Source organism: Nonomuraea sp. NPDC049141, assembly GCF_040648415.1.
Taxonomy (GTDB): Bacteria; Actinomycetota; Actinomycetes; order Streptosporangiales; family Streptosporangiaceae; genus Nonomuraea.
Map to the genome: position 1 here is coordinate 66,587 of NZ_JBEZDR010000022.1, position 14,966 is coordinate 81,552.

Genomic DNA, 14,966 nt, shown 5'->3' on the forward strand with positions numbered 1-14,966 from the left:
GTTTTCCGGTGAGCGCGAGTGGCGGTAACAAGGCGATCATTGCGGCGTTGACCGCCAATCTGGCGATCGCCGTGTCGAAGTTCGTGGCCGCCTTCTTCACCGGGTCGTCTTCGATGCTCGCCGAAGGCATCCACTCCGTCGCCGACTCGGGCAACCAGTTGCTCCTGCTGATCGGCGGCAGGCGGGCGCAGCGGGAGAGGGACAAGGCGCATCCGTTCGGCTATGGCCGCGAGCGCTACTTCTACGCGTTCGTGGTGGCCGTGGTGCTGTTCACGATCGGCGCGGCGTTCTCGCTGTACGAGGGTGTCACCAAGATCGTGCATCCGCACGACGTGGAGTCGCCGATCTGGGCGTTCGCGGTGCTGATCTTCGCGATCATCGCGGAGAGTTTCTCGTTCCGCACGGCGATCATGGAGTCCAACCCGCTGCGTGGCAAGCAGTCGTGGGTCACGTTCATCCGCCGGTCCAAGTCGCCCGAGCTGCCGGTCATCCTGCTGGAGGACCTCGGCGCGCTGCTCGGCCTGATCTTCGCGCTGTTCGGTGTGGCGATGGCGGTCATCACGGGCGACGGCGTGTGGGACGGCATCGGCACGCTGATGATCGGCCTGCTGCTGGCCGTGATCGCGGTCGTGCTGGCCATCGAGACCAAGTCGCTGCTGGTGGGTGAGGGCGCCTCGCCCGAGATGGAGCAGCAGATCCGGACCGCGCTGGAGAGCACGCCGGAGGTCGACCGGGTGATCCACATGCGCACGATGCACCTCGGGCCGGAAGAGCTGCTGGTGGCGGCCAAGATCGCGGTCTCGCACGACGACTCGGCCTCCGAGGTCGCCAGGGGCATCGACGAGGCCGAGCGGCGGATCCGCGAGGCCGTACCGATCGCGCGGGTCATCTACCTGGAGCCGGACCTGGACCGCTCGCACACGCCGACCGCCTGAGGAATCGGGCTCTTACGAGACGAGGTGGGCCGCGTCGCGCCGGATGAGGCGGAAGGCGCGGCGACCGGGGGAGGGCAGGCCGAGCTTGATGAACGCCTCGGCCTGCAGCGCCGACACCCCGATCCGCGGCAGATCACGGGCGTTGGGATAGACCACGAACCGCGGCTCCCAGATCGGCCGGAACTTGGCGTTGAACCGGTACAGCGACTCGATCTGGAACCAGTGCGACAGGAACACCAGCAGCCCGCGCCACGCCCGCAGCACCGGCCCGGCGCCGAGCCGCTCGCCCCTGGCCAGCACCGCCCGGAACATCGCGAAGTTCAGCGAGACCTGCTCGATCCCCATCGCGGGCGCGGCCTGGAGGGTCTTGACGATCAGCAGCTCGTTCAGCCCCGGCTCGGCGTCGCGGTCCCTGCGCATCAGGTCGAGTGAGATGCCGTGCGGCCCCCACGGCACGAAGTGCAGCACGGCCCTGATCTCGCCCTCCTTGTGCGCGGTGGCCACCACGCACTCGGCGTCGGCGGGGTCGCCGAAGCGGCCGAGCGCCATGGAGAAGCCGCGTTCGGTCTCGGTGCCACGCCAGGAGACGGCGGCCTGCTTGATCCGTTCCTTCTCGGTCTCGGGCAGGTCGGCGACCCGTCGTACGCGGCAGGTGTAGCCCGCGCGCTCGACCCTGTTGGCCATCTGGCGGACGTTGCGCATGGCCCGGCCCTCCAGCGTGAAGCCGGCGACCTCGACCACCGCCTCGTCGCCGAGCTCCAGCGCCGACATCCCGGTCCTGCGCGTCCACACCTCGCCGCCGGTCTCGCCGCAGCCGATGACCGCGGGCACCCAGGCGTGCCGCCTGGCCTCGGTCATGAACCTGTCGATCGCCGCCGGCCACGCCTCGCGGTCGCCGATCGGGTCGCCGCTCGCCAGCATGACGCCCGAGACGACCCGGTAGGCGATCGCCGCCTTGCCCGAGGGGGAGAAGAGCACGCTCTTGTCGCGGCGGAGCGCGAAGTAGCCGAGCGAGTCGCGCCGTCCGTGCCTGTCGAGCAGCTCGCGCAGCCGCTGCTCGTCGTCTTCGGTGAGCTCGGAGATCGGGCGTTCCGGGCGCAGCAGGAGGTACAGAGTGCTGACCACGGTCAGCGTGCCGAGCGCGAGCAGCGAGAAGTAGACCAGGTCCGAGATGCGCTCGACGGAGTAGGTGACCGGCCCCTCGATGCCGACGAGGCCGAGCACCACGTGCTCCAGCCTGTCGAGCACGCTCGGGTGGCCGACGGTGGCCATCGGGTGGGTGCTGACCAGCAGGAAGCCGAGGACCAGGTCGAGGGTGCCGAGGCCGAGCAGGTTCCACAGCGCCCGCCAGCGGGTGCGGGGGTCGGACAGGGCGGCGAACTCGCGCTTGTTCAGCAGCAGCGCCACGCAGACGGCCAGACTCAGCCCGGCCGTGAACAGGTGACGCAGATGGATGAGCTCCACGGCCGCGCTCACCGGCAGCAGCACCACCATCGCCCGCCAGGCCCGCGCCTTCCTGCGGCGCAGGCCGTGCGCCAGCATCACCAGCAGGATGCCGACGACCAGCGACGACGCCCGCGCGACCGTGGTGACGATGCCGGGCAGCAGGTCGGACCACTGGCCCATCCGTGTCTGACCGAACCCCGGCGCCACGACCTTGATGATGTCGAGCAGGCCGATCATCAGAGACGCGTAGCCTGTGACGGCCGGCACCCACGGGCGCGCGATCCTCTTCACAGTTCGATATTAAACGCAGCCCTCTATAACGCCCGCGTTAAGTCCTGAGGGGTGCGCGGAGCGTGCGTTAACCCGCTTCTTACGCTTCGCGGAGTATCCCTGTCGTGGAGGCGAGATGGAACTGACCTCGGTAAAACTGCAACTCCTGGTGGCCGGGCTCGCGGTGGCGGCGCTGGTCGCGACCGTCTGGCTGTGGCCGCGGCTGAGCGGCCGCAGCTGGCCGGCCGTCCTGGGCAGGGTGGGTGTGCTCGTGGGCGACCAGGTGCTCACGCTGACGGCGCTCGGCCTGATCGGGAACTCGTACTTCGGCTTCTACAGCTCGTGGCCCGACCTGCTCGGCACCGACACGGCCACCGCGCCCATCACGGTCGCGGGCGTCGGCGCGGGGATCCGGGTGCTGACCCAGCATGCCGTACGGGGCGGCCGGATCGAGCAGGTGATCATGCCGGGGTCGACCACGCACCTCAGTGAGGAGGCGTACATCTTCCTGCCCTCGGCCTACTTCACGGACAAGCACCAGCGCTTTCCCGCGATCCTGTCGCTGACCGGCTATCCGGGCGACCCGCGCAACCTCATGACCCGGCTCGACCTGCCGGGCCGGATGGCCAAAGCGATCGCCGAGCACCAGGTCAAGCCGACGATCCTGGTGATGATGCGGCCCAGCGTGGTGCTGCCGCGCGACACCGAGTGCGTCGATGTGCCGCGCGGGCCGCAGTCGCAGGCGTACTTCGCCACTGACGTGCGGCAGGACATGATCGACTCGTACCGGGTGGGGAGCGGCCGGGAGTACTGGGGATTACTGGGTGGCTCGACCGGCGGCTACTGCGCGCTGAAGATCGCCATGAGCCATCCGGACAGGTTCTCGGCCGCCGTGTCGCTCTCGGGCTACTACAAGACGATCATCGACGGGACCACCGGAGACCTGTTCGCCGGGGACAAGACGGTCGAGCAACGCAACGACCTCATGTGGCGGCTGGCCGGCCTGCCCGCGCCGCCGGTCAACGTGCTGGTCACCACCAGCAAGAAGGGGGAGGGCAACTACCAGTCGACGCAGCGCTTCCTGGCCGCGGTGAAGCCGCCGATGCAGGCGTCGTCGCTGATCCTGCCCAGCGGTGGGCACAACTTCAACACCTGGAACAGGGAGTTGCCACAGGCGCTACCGTGGCTCGCCCAGCAGCTCCACGCGCCCGCCGCCGTGTAGCGTCCCGTGGGGCTTCAGAGCTTCCGGCCGACGACGCCGTACCCTCCCGCGAAGACCTTCTTCGGCACGCCGCCCTCGGGGCGCCACTGGTGGCCGACGACCAGTCCGGGCTCGACGAACGCGTAGCCGTCGAAGAAGCGCGCGATCTCGGGCCCGCTGCGGTGGGTCATCCCGGTCGGGGTGTCGCGGTAGATCTCCGCCATGGCCGCCATCGCCTCGGGCTCGAAGTCAGCGGTCGTGTGGGAGATCGCCAGGTAACTGCCAGGGCAGACGGCGGCCGAGTAGGCCTTGACCGCGCTCCACGGGTCGAGCTCGTTCCTGATGTGCATGAGGGTGCCGATGATGATCACGGCTGTCGGCTTGCTGAAGTCGAGTGTGTCGAGCACGCTCCGATCGCCGAGGACCGTCTCGGGCTCCAGCAGGTCCGCCTCGATGTAGGTGGTGCGCCCCTCCTCGGAGCCGCGTAACAGGGCTCGGGCGTGGTTCATGACGATCGGGTCGTTGTCCACGTAGACGATGCGGGCGGCGGGGTTCACCGACTGGGCCACCTCGTGCGTGTTGCCCTGGGTGGGGATGCCGGTGCCGATGTCGAGGAACTGGCTGATGCCCGCTTCGGCCAGGTAGCGCACCACCCGGCCGAGGAAGGCGCGGTTCTCCCGGACCGCCTCGATCATCCCCGGCTCGGCCTTGAGCACCATCTCGGCCACCACCCGGTCGGCCTCGAAGTTGTCCTTGCCGCCGAGCCAGTAGTCGTAGACGCGGGCTGGGTGGGGCACGGACGTGTCGATGCGGTGCTCGATCTCTTTGGTCACCCGAAACCTCCACGGAAGCCGCTTTTGCCGGAGATCGTAACCCGCAGTCGATCACCTGTCCGCTGGAGTAGGTGGCCGGTTCACTCGTGGCCGGTCAGGCAGGACGTGCCCGCGTCCGTCTCGTCGAACAGGCAGCGGCCGTCCTTGTTGAGCGAGATCACCTTCTTGACGGACTTGAACTGCTTCAACGTGGCGGAGATCGTGTGCAGGGCCCGCGCGTCGCTGCCGACGCCGGCGCCCCACACCGTCCGGCAGAAGCGCAGCGTGGCGGTGCCGTCCTTGATCTTCAGCTTGAAGTCGGCGCCGCAGTCGGACGGGCCGCGGAGCCGTCCGGTCAGCTCGGAGCGCAGGCCCTTCCCGCGCTCCGCCTTGGTCGGGCCCGCGATCAGCTGCCCGATCGCGAACCGGGCGACGCCCCGATCGGGAGCCTTCCTGGTGACCGCGACCACCTTGCCGGGAATGCCATCTCCCTTGGAGAAGTACACCTTCACCTCGCCGCCCAGCTGCACCGGAGACAGGGCGAGTACGGTGGCCATCAGCAGCTCCATCATGACCATTTGGACGTCTGGCCAGGGGCGGAAGTTCGCAGCAGCCGCAGCGCTTTCTCCTTCTCGAAGTCCAGGGCCCGGCGCGGTGCCTGGATACGGCCGATCCGTACGCCGAGATCGCGTACGGCGACCGCCACGGCGGGGTCGCTGAGCACCCGCAACGCGAACGCCAGCTCGGCGGGCGAGATGTCGAACCGCTTCTCCAGCTCGATCCCCTGAGCCACGGCCGCGAGCTCGTCCGGGCCGAACCGCCGATGCGCGCCCTGCTCCCGGACGGGCGGCAGAAGGCCCAGAGCCTCCCGGTATCGGAGCATTCGTGGGGACATGCCGAGCCGCCTGGCCGCTTCAGTGATGCGCATTCTTACATTCTTACGTCAGTTTTCGGGTGGTCAGGATGCGACCTTGCTCCAACGGCGCCTAAACTCGTCCGCGACAACACCGTGGACGCGAGGGGAAAACCCGATGGACTTCAAGGTCGCCGACCTTTCACTTGCCGACTTCGGCCGCAAGGAGATCCGGCTCGCCGAGCATGAGATGCCCGGCCTCATGGCGATCCGCCGTGAATACGCAAGTGCGCGACCCCTGTCCGGTGCGCGGATCATGGGCTCCCTGCACATGACGATCCAGACCGCCGTCCTCATCGAGACGCTGGTCGCGCTCGGCGCCGAGGTCCGCTGGGTCAGCTGCAACATCTTCTCCACCCAGGACCACGCCGCCGCAGCGGTCGTCGTCGGCCCTCAGGGCACCGTCGACGACCCCAAGGGCGTCCCGGTCTTCGCCTGGAAGGGCGAGACGCTGGAGGAGTACTGGTGGTGCACCGAGCAGGCGCTCACCTGGCCCGGCGGCGTGACCCCCAACATGATCCTCGACGACGGCGGCGACGCCACGATGCTCGTCCACAAGGGCGCCGAGTACGAGAAGGCCGGGGCCGTCCCGTCCGCCACGGATGAGGACCCGGAGGAGTGGCACGTCGTCATCGACCTGCTCCGCCGCACGGTCGGCGACGACAAGCGGTGGACCGCGATCGCCGACAGCATCAAGGGCGTGACCGAGGAGACCACGACCGGCGTGCACCGCCTGTACGAGATGCACAAGACCGGTTCGCTGCGGTTCCCGGCGATCAACGTCAACGACTCGGTGACCAAGTCGAAGTTCGACAACAAGTACGGCTGCCGCCACTCGGTGATCGACGGCCTCAACCGCGCCACCGACGTGCTGATCGGCGGCAAGGTGGCCGTGGTCTGCGGCTACGGCGACGTCGGCAAGGGCTGTGCCGACGCGCTGCGCGGCCAGGGCGCCCGCGTCATCGTGACCGAGATCGACCCGATCTGCGCACTCCAGGCGGCCATGGACGGCTTCCAGGTCACCACGCTGGACGAGGTCGTCGGCCTGGCCGACATCTTCGTCACCGCGACGGGCAACTTCGACATCATCACCGCCGCGCACATGGCGAAGATGAAGCACCAGGCGATCGTCTCCAACATCGGGCACTTCGACAACGAGATCGACATGGCCGGCCTGGCCAAGCTGCCCGGCGTCGAGAAGCGCAACATCAAGCCGCAGGTGGACGAGTGGGTGTTCGCCGACGGCCACTCGATCATCGTCCTGGCCGAGGGCCGGCTGATGAACCTGGGCTGCGCCACCGGCCACCCGAGCTTCGTGATGTCCAACTCGTTCACGAACCAGGTGATCGCGCAGATCGAGCTGTTCGCGAAGACGGACGAGTACCCGATCGGCGTCTACGTGCTGCCCAAGCACCTGGACGAGAAGGTCGCCCGCCTGCACCTCGACGCGCTGGGCGTGAAGCTCACCGAGCTGACCAAGGTCCAGGCCGAGTACATCGGCGTCCCCGTCGAGGGCCCGTTCAAGTCCGACCACTATCGGTACTGATTTTTAGAAAAGCGGCTTTTTCTTTACGGCAGAGCACGGTGGGCGCCAACCCCGCACGGGGTTGGCGTCTGTCCAGGGGAACGCTCCTCCGGTGATGCGGGGCTGGGCGCCGTTACGTGCGTCTTCTTGGCCGTCTTCTTCGGGGAAATGTGGGGTGGGCATGGATCTTTCCGAGAGTGGAGAGCGGCATATCAGTTGGGCTGCTCGGTCCATGCCCGTTCTTACGGCCATTGGGGAGCGGTTCGCTGTTTCCCGGCCGCTTGATGGGCTGAAGATCGCTGCTTGTCTGCATGTCACCGCTGAGACCGCTGTGCTCATGGGGGCGTTGAAGGCCGGGGGAGCTGAGATCGCTCTTGCCGCTTCCAATCCCTTGTCCACTCAGGATGATGTCGCCCAGGCGTTGCGTGACTATGGGATCGACGTTCATGCGCGGGCCGGGGTGGATCGGGCGACCTATTACCGGCATATTCATCAGGCGCTTGATCTGGGGCCTGACCTGGTGCTGGATGACGGGTGTGATCTCGTCAATATCCTGCACACCGAGCGGACCGATCTTCTGGACGGGGTCTCCGGAGGTTGTGAGGAGACCACGACCGGGATCATTCGGTTGCGGCAGATGGCCGCCGAGAGCGCGTTGCGGTTTCCGGTCGTGGCCGTGAACGACACCCGGACCAAGCGGATGTTCGACAACCGCTACGGCACCGGGCAGTCCACGCTCGACGGGATCATGCGGGCCACCAACACCATGCTCGCCGGGCGGACGGTCGTGGTGGCCGGGTTCGGCTACTGCGGCCGGGGGGTCGCCGAGCGGGCCAAGGGGCTGGGGGCGCGGGTGGTCGTCACCGAGATCGACGCCGTCAAAGCGCTCGACGCCACACTTCAGGGTTATGAGGTGCGGCCCATGGCGGAGGCCGTCATCACCGGAGACCTGTTCATCACCGTCACCGGGAATCGGGACGTCATCCGGGGCGAGCATCTGGCCGCCATGAAGGACGGCGCCATTCTCGCCAACGCCGGGCATTTCGATATCGAGATCGACGTGCGGGCGCTTGACGAGCTGGCCGAGGAAATCCATCACGGCGTGCGGCCCAATACCGATGAATATGTGCTGGCGGACGGGCGGCGGCTGCTGTTGCTGGCCGAAGGGCGGCTGGTCAATCTGACCGCCGCCGAGGGGCATCCGGCCGCGGTGATGGACATGTCGTTCTCGGCCCAGGCATTGGCCGTCGCCTGGCTGGCCGAGGAGCGGGTGCGGCTGGTGCCGGGCGTCTACGACGTGCCCGAGGAGATCGATCAGGAGGTGGCCCGGCTCAAGCTGGCCGCCGCCGGGATCGGGATCGACACGCTCACCGGCGAGCAGGAGGACTACCTGCACTCCTGGCGCGTCGGCTCCTAGAGCAGCTGCCCCATGCGGCGGATCTCCACCGCCTGGCTCACCGAGATGTCCTCGGCGATCTCCTGAACGCGTATGTGCGAGCCCTTGGTGATGACCTCGGTCGACATGGTGATCGCGCCTTGGTGATGGGCGGTCATCAGCTGGATGAACAGGCGGTCGAACGCCGCCCCCTTGGCCGCTTCGAGGCTCGCCAGCTGCTCCGGCGTGGCCATGCCCGGCATGCCCTCATGGCCGGCGTGGTGGTCGGGCACCTGCTGGCCCTGGGCCTTCAGCCAGTCCGTCATCATGGCGATCTCCGGGCCCTGCACCTGGTTGATCCTCGACGCCAGGCGCTTGACGCCGTCGTTCGACGCCCGCGAGCCCGCCAGCAGGCTCATGTCGAGGGCCTGGCGGTGGTGGATGATCATGTTCTGCATGTAGCGGATGTCGGCCGCGTTGGCCTTCTCGGGCGGTACGGCGGTGGCGGCCTCGCTCGGGTTCAGCGTCCTGGCCTCCTCGCCGGGCCGTCCGGGAGCGATGACGGGCGCCGTACCGGCGGCCGTCGGGGCGGGTGGCGCCGCCGAGGTGCCCCCCGAGCAGCCGGTGACGAGCAGGATCGCGCAGGTGCCGACGGTTAGTGCGTTGCGCACCTGACCTCCTTGACCGCGGGGAGTCGCGACGTCGCACTATAGACGCCCCATCAACTCCCGGGAAATAGGGCAAGTCAGCAAATTTCTTGACACAGTGCTCGCTAGGCATGGCTGACAGTTCGGGTCAGAATTTTGTCATTTATGTGTGCCTTATGACCCGGAAGGAGCCCGAGGGTGCTGACCCTTCGCAGAACCCTGTTGGCGGCCGGAGTCGCTGTGGCGTTAGGACTGACGACGATGCCGGCCTTGGCCGCCGACATTCCGCCGCCCGACACCGTGGTGACCAGCCCGAACGTGACGCATGTGCTGAACATCCCCAAGCCGGCGCCCATCGCCGCCACCATCAACACCGACATGGCCTTCCAAGGTGACTACGCCTACGTGGGTAACTATGGCGGCTTCTCGATCTACGACATCCGGAACCCGAAGAAGGCCACGCCGGTCAGTTCGGTGGTCTGTCCCGGAAGCCAGATGGATGTCACCGTCTACGGCAACCTGCTCTTCAGCGCCGTCGACTCCTCGCGCAGTGACGACTCCTGCAACAGCACGGCCCTGTCGGCGGACCACAAGGAGGCCTGGGAAGGCATCCGGATCTTCGACATCAGTGACAAGGCCGCGCCCAAGTACATCAAGTCCGTCGAGACCAACTGCGGCTCGCACACGCTGACGCTGGTACCGGGCAAGGGCTGGGACAAGAAGAAGAACGTCTACATCTACGTCCAGTCGTACAACCCGAACGCCACCTTCCCCGACTGCCAGCCGCCGCACGACAAGATCTCGATCGTCAAGGTCCCGCTCAAGGACCCGACCGCCGCGGCCGTCGCGGCCACCCCGGTCGTCTTCCCCGACGGCGGCAACGAGACCCAGCCCGGGCTGCTCGTCCCGACCAGCGGCTGCCACGACATCACCGTGTACGCGGAGAAGGACATCGCGGCCGGCGCCTGCATGGGTGACGGCGTGCTGTTCGACATCTCCGACCGGCTGAACCCGAAGGTCACGGCCAGGACCACCGACCCGAACTTCGCCTTCTGGCACTCGGCGACGTTCAGCAACGACGCCAGGAAGGTCGTCTTCACCGACGAGCTCGGCGGCGGCGGCGCGGCCACCTGCAACGAGGCGACCGGTCCTAACCGCGGCGCGGACGCGATCTACGACATCTCGCACGGCAAGCTCGTGTTCAAGAGCTACTTCAAGATCCCGCGCTACCAGGCCGACAGCGAGAACTGCGTGGCGCACAACGGCTCGCTGATCCCGGTCAAGGGCAAGGACATCATGGTCCAGGCCTGGTACATGGGCGGGGTCTCGATCTGGGACTTCACCAACTCGGCCGCACCCAGGGAGATCGGCTACTTCGAGCGCGGCCCCCGCGCCGACAACAGCGGCGGCGGTGTGTGGTCCGCGTACTACTACAACGGCTACATCTACGCCTCCGACTTCCACCAGGGCCTGGAGGTCATCAAGATCAACGACCGGCTCACCAACGGCGCCGACCGCGTACACGCCGACCAGCTGAACGTCCAGACCCAGCAGTCCTACCGCGAGTGGGGCTGGGGCCACGACGACTGACCCGCCCACCCGGTACGGCGGCGCCCACCCGGCGCCGCCGTACCGGCTCCGTCCGCCTACCTCCGTCCGCTCGGCGGAGCCGTGTCGGCGTGGGCGGGGGTCTCAGGACTTCCGGCAGAGGGCGATGGCGTCGGCGACCGCCGCCACGTCGGACCGGTCGTTGTAGTAGTGGAAGGACATGCGTAGCAGGCGGCCGCGCGGCGCGGTCACGATGCGCCGTGCGGCCAGCCGTGCCGCCAGCGCGTCGGGGTCGTCGTCCACGATCGCCACCTGCGGCCCGCGTGCGCCGGCCGGGCTCGCCACCCGCTCGCCCGCCGCCGCCAGCCGTTCGGCCAGCTCTTCGACCAGCTCCGACACGTGATCCTGTACGGCCCGCGGGTCCACCCGCTCGATGAGGTCGAACCCGGCGTTGGCCGCGTAGGCCGACGGCACGGGCGGCGTGCCGGTCTCGAAGCGCCGCGCGTCGCCGGGGAAGTCCAGCAGCCGGGTGTCGAACGCGAACGGGTTCACCCGGCCGAACCAGCCGGTGAGCTCCGGGTCGCGCTGATGTTCCAGCCCGTCGCGTACGTACAGGAACGCGATGCCGGGCAGGCCGAGAAGGTACTTCAGCGAGCCGGAGGTCAGGTAGTCGCAGTCGAGCTCGCGCACGTCGACCGGGATGACCCCGGTCCCCTGATAGGCGTCCACGAACACCCGCGCCCCGTGCTCGTGCGCCAGCCGTACGACGTCCGGGACGGGCAGGCGGGCACCGTTGCGGTAGGTGATCAGCGGCACCGACACCAGGTTGACGCTCTCGTCCACGGCCCGCTCGTACGCTCCGGCCTCAACGTTCTCGCCCGTGTCCGCGGCCACCCGTACCTGGGCGCCGCGTCCGGCCTGGGCCAGCCAGACGTGCGCGATCGACGGGAACTCCAGGTCGTTGGTCACGATGCCGGGCCGACGTGACCAGTCCAGCGACGAGGCGACCTGGAAGGCGGCCTCCGACGCGCACGAGAGCACCGCGACCTCGCCGGGGGCGGCCTTGATGAGCCGGGCGAACCGCTCGCGCGCCCACTCGACCTCGGCCATCCACACGCCCCAGGGCGCGCCCTTGTCCCGGAGCGAATAGCCGATCTCCTGCAGCGAGTACGCCAGCCGGGCGGACAGGGCGCCCTGGCTGCAGCTCGCCAGATGCACGGTGTCGGCCAGCGAAGGGAACTCCGCCCGGAATTGGGCGGAATTCAACATTCGTAACATTTCGGGCCGCCTATCAGCCGCTTTCATTGAATTCAATAAACCTTCAATCACGTTACATCGATAGGATCGCCGGATGATTGGCACCAGAATTCGCGAGCTCCGGTCCGAACGTGGTCTGACCGTGGCACAGCTCGCGACGGCCGCGGGGGTGGCCTCGGGGTTGATCAGCCAGGTCGAGCGCGATCTGGCCGATCCCAGCCTGGAGGCGCTACGGAAGATCGCCAAGGCGTTGGACCTGCCGCTGTTCAGCCTGTTCCAGGAGCCGGATCCGGCACTCGTGGCGGTGATCCGCGCCGACAGCCGGGTGCGGGTCAAATCGCCGTCCGACGGGATCACCTACGCGCGCGTGTCGCCGGGACGCGGCCGGCTGGAGGTCCTGGAGGGACACCTGCTGCCCGGCGGCTCGTCGGCCGCCGAGCCGTGGTCGCATCCGTCGGAGGAGTGCGTGCTGGTGCTGCGGGGGCGGCTCGTCGTCGAGGTCTCGGGCTTCGACCACGAACTGGAGGAGGGCGACAGCTGCTACTTCGACTCTTCGCTGCCGCACCGCTACCTGAATCCGGGCGAGGAACCCACCGAGTTCATCATTGCCGCTACGCCTCCTAGTTACTGATTTTTCCTGTCATAGTGAGGCGCCTCATGCCCATTCAACTCAGGAGGTTCTTCGTGGTGTCCAGATTCGGCCGCGCCCTGATCCTGGCGGGAGCGGCGGTGCTGGTGTTGCAGGTGCTCCCGGCCCACGCGTCGGGCGACGTCAAGTCCAGCGCCAACGTCAAGCTCGTCGGCGGCATCCCGAAGCAGGGGCCGTTCAAGGGCGACGACGCCTACGACACCGACCTGGCCTTCCAGGGTGACTACGCCTACCAGGGCAACTACCACGGCTTCACGATCTACGACATCAAGAACCCGGCCAAGCCGGCGGTCGTCAGCCGGGTCACCTGCCCCGCCGCCCAGAACGACGTCTCGGTCCAGGGCGACCTGCTCTTCCTGTCGGTGGACGAGTCGCTCTCCAGCGACTCCTGCAAGGCCGAGGCCGAGACGCCCAGCGTGAAGTCGGCGTGGGAGGGCATCCGGATCTTCGACATCAGCGACAAGAAGCGGCCCAAGTACATCAAGTCCATCGAGACCGCCTGTGGCTCACACACGCACACGCTCGTGCCGGACAAGACGCGGGCGGGCAAGAAGAGCGAGGCCGTCTACCTGTACGTCTCGTCGTACGGGCCCAGCAGGTCGTACCCCGACTGCAAGCCGCCGCACGACCGGATCTCGATCGTCAAGGTGCCGCTCGGCAAGCCCACCTCGGCCAAGGTGGTCTCGCGCCCGGTGCTGTTCCCCGACGGCGGCAACGAGAAGCAGGAGAACCTGCTCGTTCCCACCACGGGCTGCCACGACATCACCGTGTTCCCGGAGAAGGACCTGGCCGCGGGCGCCTGCATGGGCGACGGCGTGCTGATGGACATCTCCGACAGGGAGCACCCGAAGGTCACGACCAGGGTCACCGACGAGAACTTCGCGTTCTGGCACTCGGCCACGTTCAACAACACCGGCACCAAGGTCGTCTTCACCGACGAACTGGGCGGGGGCATCGTGGCCACCTGCAACGCGGCGACCGGTCCCCAGCGAGGCGCGGACGCGGTCTACGACATCGTGGACGGCCGACTCACGTTCAAGAGCTACTACAAGATCCCGCGCAACCAGAGCCCGGCCGAGAACTGCGTGGCGCACAACGGCTCGCTGATCCCGGTCAAGGGCCGCGACATCATGGTCCAGGCGTGGTACCAGGGCGGAGTGTCCATCTGGGACTTCACCGACTCGTCGGCGCCCGCGGAGATCGGCTACTTCGACCGCGGCCCGCTCAAGCCCCAGAACCTCGGCGGCTCCTGGTCGGCCTACTACTACAACGGCCACATCTACAGCAGCGACATCCAGCGGGGCCTGGACGTGCTGACCATCACCGACCAGCGGACCGACCCGGCCGCCGCGAAGCGGCTGAAGGTCCTCAACACCCAGACCCAGTACCCCTACTGAGGCGGCGCGAACCCACCCGGAGTCGCTTGCGGCGGCGACTCCGGCGCGCTCGGCGCCTGCGGCTGGTACGACGGCGGCTGGTAAGACGGCTGCCCACCCGGCTGGTACGGCTGGGCGGGCGGCATCGGCGGCGGGTACGCTCCCTGCTGCTGGGCAGGTGGATACGGTCCCTGCTGCTGGCGCGGCGGCCCAGGCCGGCCGTAGGCCGGTGGCGCCATGCCGTTGCGCTGGGCCAGCCGTACCTGGTCGCGCCTGCGGCGCTCGGCCAGGACGGCGCTCAGGTACGCGTGCGGCGGCACCCCGGACGGCGCGGCGGGCGAGACGAACGCCGCCACCTGAGCCGCGATGCGCGTCCCCATCTCGTGCTGGATCTGCGGCGACAGGTCGTGCCAGCGGGAGAGGTACTGCCGGGCGGCCATCGCCACCTCCTCGGGCAGCTGCGAGAGCTCCAGCGTCGCCGCCCAGGCGGCCAGCTGCGGCGGCATCACGATGAGGTGCCCCGCGGATCGCGGGCCGCGCTCGGAGATCACGATCGTGCCCGCGAAGATGTCGCCCAGCCGCTTGCCCCGCTGCGAGATCAGTGAGGAGATCAGCGCCGGCGCCCCCGAGAACATCCAGAACTCCACCAGCCCGGCCAGCCCGCGGAACAACGCCTGCCTGAACCGTTCGGGGCTCCCGTCGTCACTGACCACCCGCAACCCGAGCGCCAGCTTGCCCAGGCTCCGCCCTCTGCTCAGGGTCTCGAAGATCACCGGGTAACCCACGATCACCAGCACGACCAGCACGATCGACACGGCGGCGAACAACGCCATGTCGGTGACCAGGAAGAACGCTTCCAGCACCACGTATGAGGCGATCAGGACGGTCATCTGGACCGCCATGTCGATGATGAGCGCCAGGGCGCGGGACGGCATCTGGGCCACCCGTACCTCGACGACGACGGCGTCACCGGTCACAACCTCTGACATACGTGGAGCCTAACGGCATTGGC

Annotated in this window: 14 protein-coding genes; 7 read left to right on the forward strand and 7 right to left on the reverse strand. The window is 68.1% G+C overall.

Translation table 11 applies throughout. The features are described 5' to 3' along the window. The first annotated feature begins 8 nt into the window (after positions 1–8). A complete protein-coding gene (locus AB0B91_RS47575; RefSeq protein ID WP_358335725.1) occupies positions 9–935 on the forward strand; it encodes a cation diffusion facilitator family transporter in 927 nt (308 codons plus the stop codon). A gap of 12 nt (positions 936–947) precedes the next feature. On the opposite strand, the gene AB0B91_RS47580 is transcribed toward AB0B91_RS47575, so the two are convergent. Further along, complete coding sequence (locus AB0B91_RS47580) at positions 948–2,672, reverse strand: phosphatidylglycerol lysyltransferase domain-containing protein (RefSeq protein WP_358335728.1); 1,725 nt, start codon at positions 2,670–2,672, stop codon at positions 948–950. 115 nt (positions 2,673–2,787) lie between these two features. Between AB0B91_RS47580 and AB0B91_RS47585 the strand changes: the two genes are divergently transcribed. Further along, positions 2,788–3,873 carry an alpha/beta hydrolase-fold protein gene (locus AB0B91_RS47585; RefSeq protein WP_358335731.1) on the forward strand — a complete coding sequence of 362 codons (1,086 nt, stop codon included), beginning with the start codon at positions 2,788–2,790 and terminating at the stop codon, positions 3,871–3,873. A 14-nt stretch (positions 3,874–3,887) separates the two neighbouring features. Here AB0B91_RS47585 and AB0B91_RS47590 read toward each other — a convergent pair whose 3' ends face one another. From AB0B91_RS47590 to AB0B91_RS47600, 3 genes are all read right to left on the reverse strand, one after another. After that, positions 3,888–4,685, reverse strand: a complete 798-nt coding sequence (locus tag AB0B91_RS47590) for an SAM-dependent methyltransferase (RefSeq protein WP_358335734.1) — start codon at positions 4,683–4,685, stop codon at positions 3,888–3,890. 80 nt (positions 4,686–4,765) lie between these two features. Continuing rightward, the gene (locus AB0B91_RS47595) at positions 4,766–5,221 is read right to left on the reverse strand and encodes a GerMN domain-containing protein (RefSeq protein ID WP_358335743.1); all 456 of its coding nucleotides are present in this window, start codon (positions 5,219–5,221) and stop codon (positions 4,766–4,768) included. Positions 5,222–5,232: 11 nt separating this feature from the next. After that, positions 5,233–5,592: a MerR family DNA-binding transcriptional regulator gene (locus AB0B91_RS47600; RefSeq protein WP_358335746.1), complete on the reverse strand. Its 360-nt coding sequence runs from the start codon at positions 5,590–5,592 to the stop codon at positions 5,233–5,235. Between the two features lie 103 nt (positions 5,593–5,695). On the opposite strand from AB0B91_RS47600, the gene ahcY reads away from it, so the two are divergent. Continuing rightward, a complete protein-coding gene (ahcY, locus tag AB0B91_RS47605) occupies positions 5,696–7,123 on the forward strand; it encodes an adenosylhomocysteinase (RefSeq protein ID WP_358335749.1) in 1,428 nt (475 codons plus the stop codon). Positions 7,124–7,283: 160 nt separating this feature from the next. Then, positions 7,284–8,519, forward strand: coding sequence for an adenosylhomocysteinase (locus AB0B91_RS47610; RefSeq protein WP_358336091.1), 1,236 nt, complete (start codon positions 7,284–7,286; stop codon positions 8,517–8,519). Here AB0B91_RS47610 and AB0B91_RS47615 read toward each other — a convergent pair. After that, positions 8,516–9,148 carry a DUF305 domain-containing protein gene (locus AB0B91_RS47615; protein ID WP_358335752.1) on the reverse strand — a complete coding sequence of 211 codons (633 nt, stop codon included), beginning with the start codon at positions 9,146–9,148 and terminating at the stop codon, positions 8,516–8,518. The two genes, AB0B91_RS47610 and AB0B91_RS47615, sit on opposite strands and share 4 nt — an antisense overlap. Positions 9,149–9,322: 174 nt before the next feature. On the opposite strand from AB0B91_RS47615, the gene AB0B91_RS47620 reads away from it, so the two are divergent. Further along, positions 9,323–10,714: a hypothetical protein gene (locus AB0B91_RS47620; RefSeq protein WP_358335755.1), complete on the forward strand. Its 1,392-nt coding sequence runs from the start codon at positions 9,323–9,325 to the stop codon at positions 10,712–10,714. A gap of 102 nt (positions 10,715–10,816) precedes the next feature. Here the strand turns inward: AB0B91_RS47620 and AB0B91_RS47625 are convergent, their stop codons facing one another. Further along, on the reverse strand, positions 10,817–11,941 hold the full coding sequence (locus AB0B91_RS47625) for an aminotransferase class V-fold PLP-dependent enzyme (RefSeq protein WP_358335757.1): 1,125 nt from the start codon (positions 11,939–11,941) through the stop codon (positions 10,817–10,819). An 82-nt stretch (positions 11,942–12,023) separates the two neighbouring features. On the opposite strand from AB0B91_RS47625, the gene AB0B91_RS47630 reads away from it, so the two are divergent. Together AB0B91_RS47630 and AB0B91_RS47635 are read left to right on the forward strand one after the other, a co-directional pair. Next, the gene (locus AB0B91_RS47630; RefSeq protein ID WP_358335760.1) at positions 12,024–12,560 is read left to right on the forward strand and encodes an XRE family transcriptional regulator; all 537 of its coding nucleotides are present in this window, start codon (positions 12,024–12,026) and stop codon (positions 12,558–12,560) included. 26 nt (positions 12,561–12,586) lie between these two features. Beyond that, a complete protein-coding gene (locus AB0B91_RS47635; protein WP_358335763.1) occupies positions 12,587–13,975 on the forward strand; it encodes a hypothetical protein in 1,389 nt (462 codons plus the stop codon). Here the strand turns inward: AB0B91_RS47635 and AB0B91_RS47640 are convergent. Further along, the gene (locus AB0B91_RS47640) at positions 13,969–14,943 is read right to left on the reverse strand and encodes an RDD family protein (RefSeq protein ID WP_358335766.1); all 975 of its coding nucleotides are present in this window, start codon (positions 14,941–14,943) and stop codon (positions 13,969–13,971) included. The genes AB0B91_RS47635 and AB0B91_RS47640 overlap by 7 nt on opposite strands. Positions 14,944–14,966 lie beyond the last annotated feature (23 nt).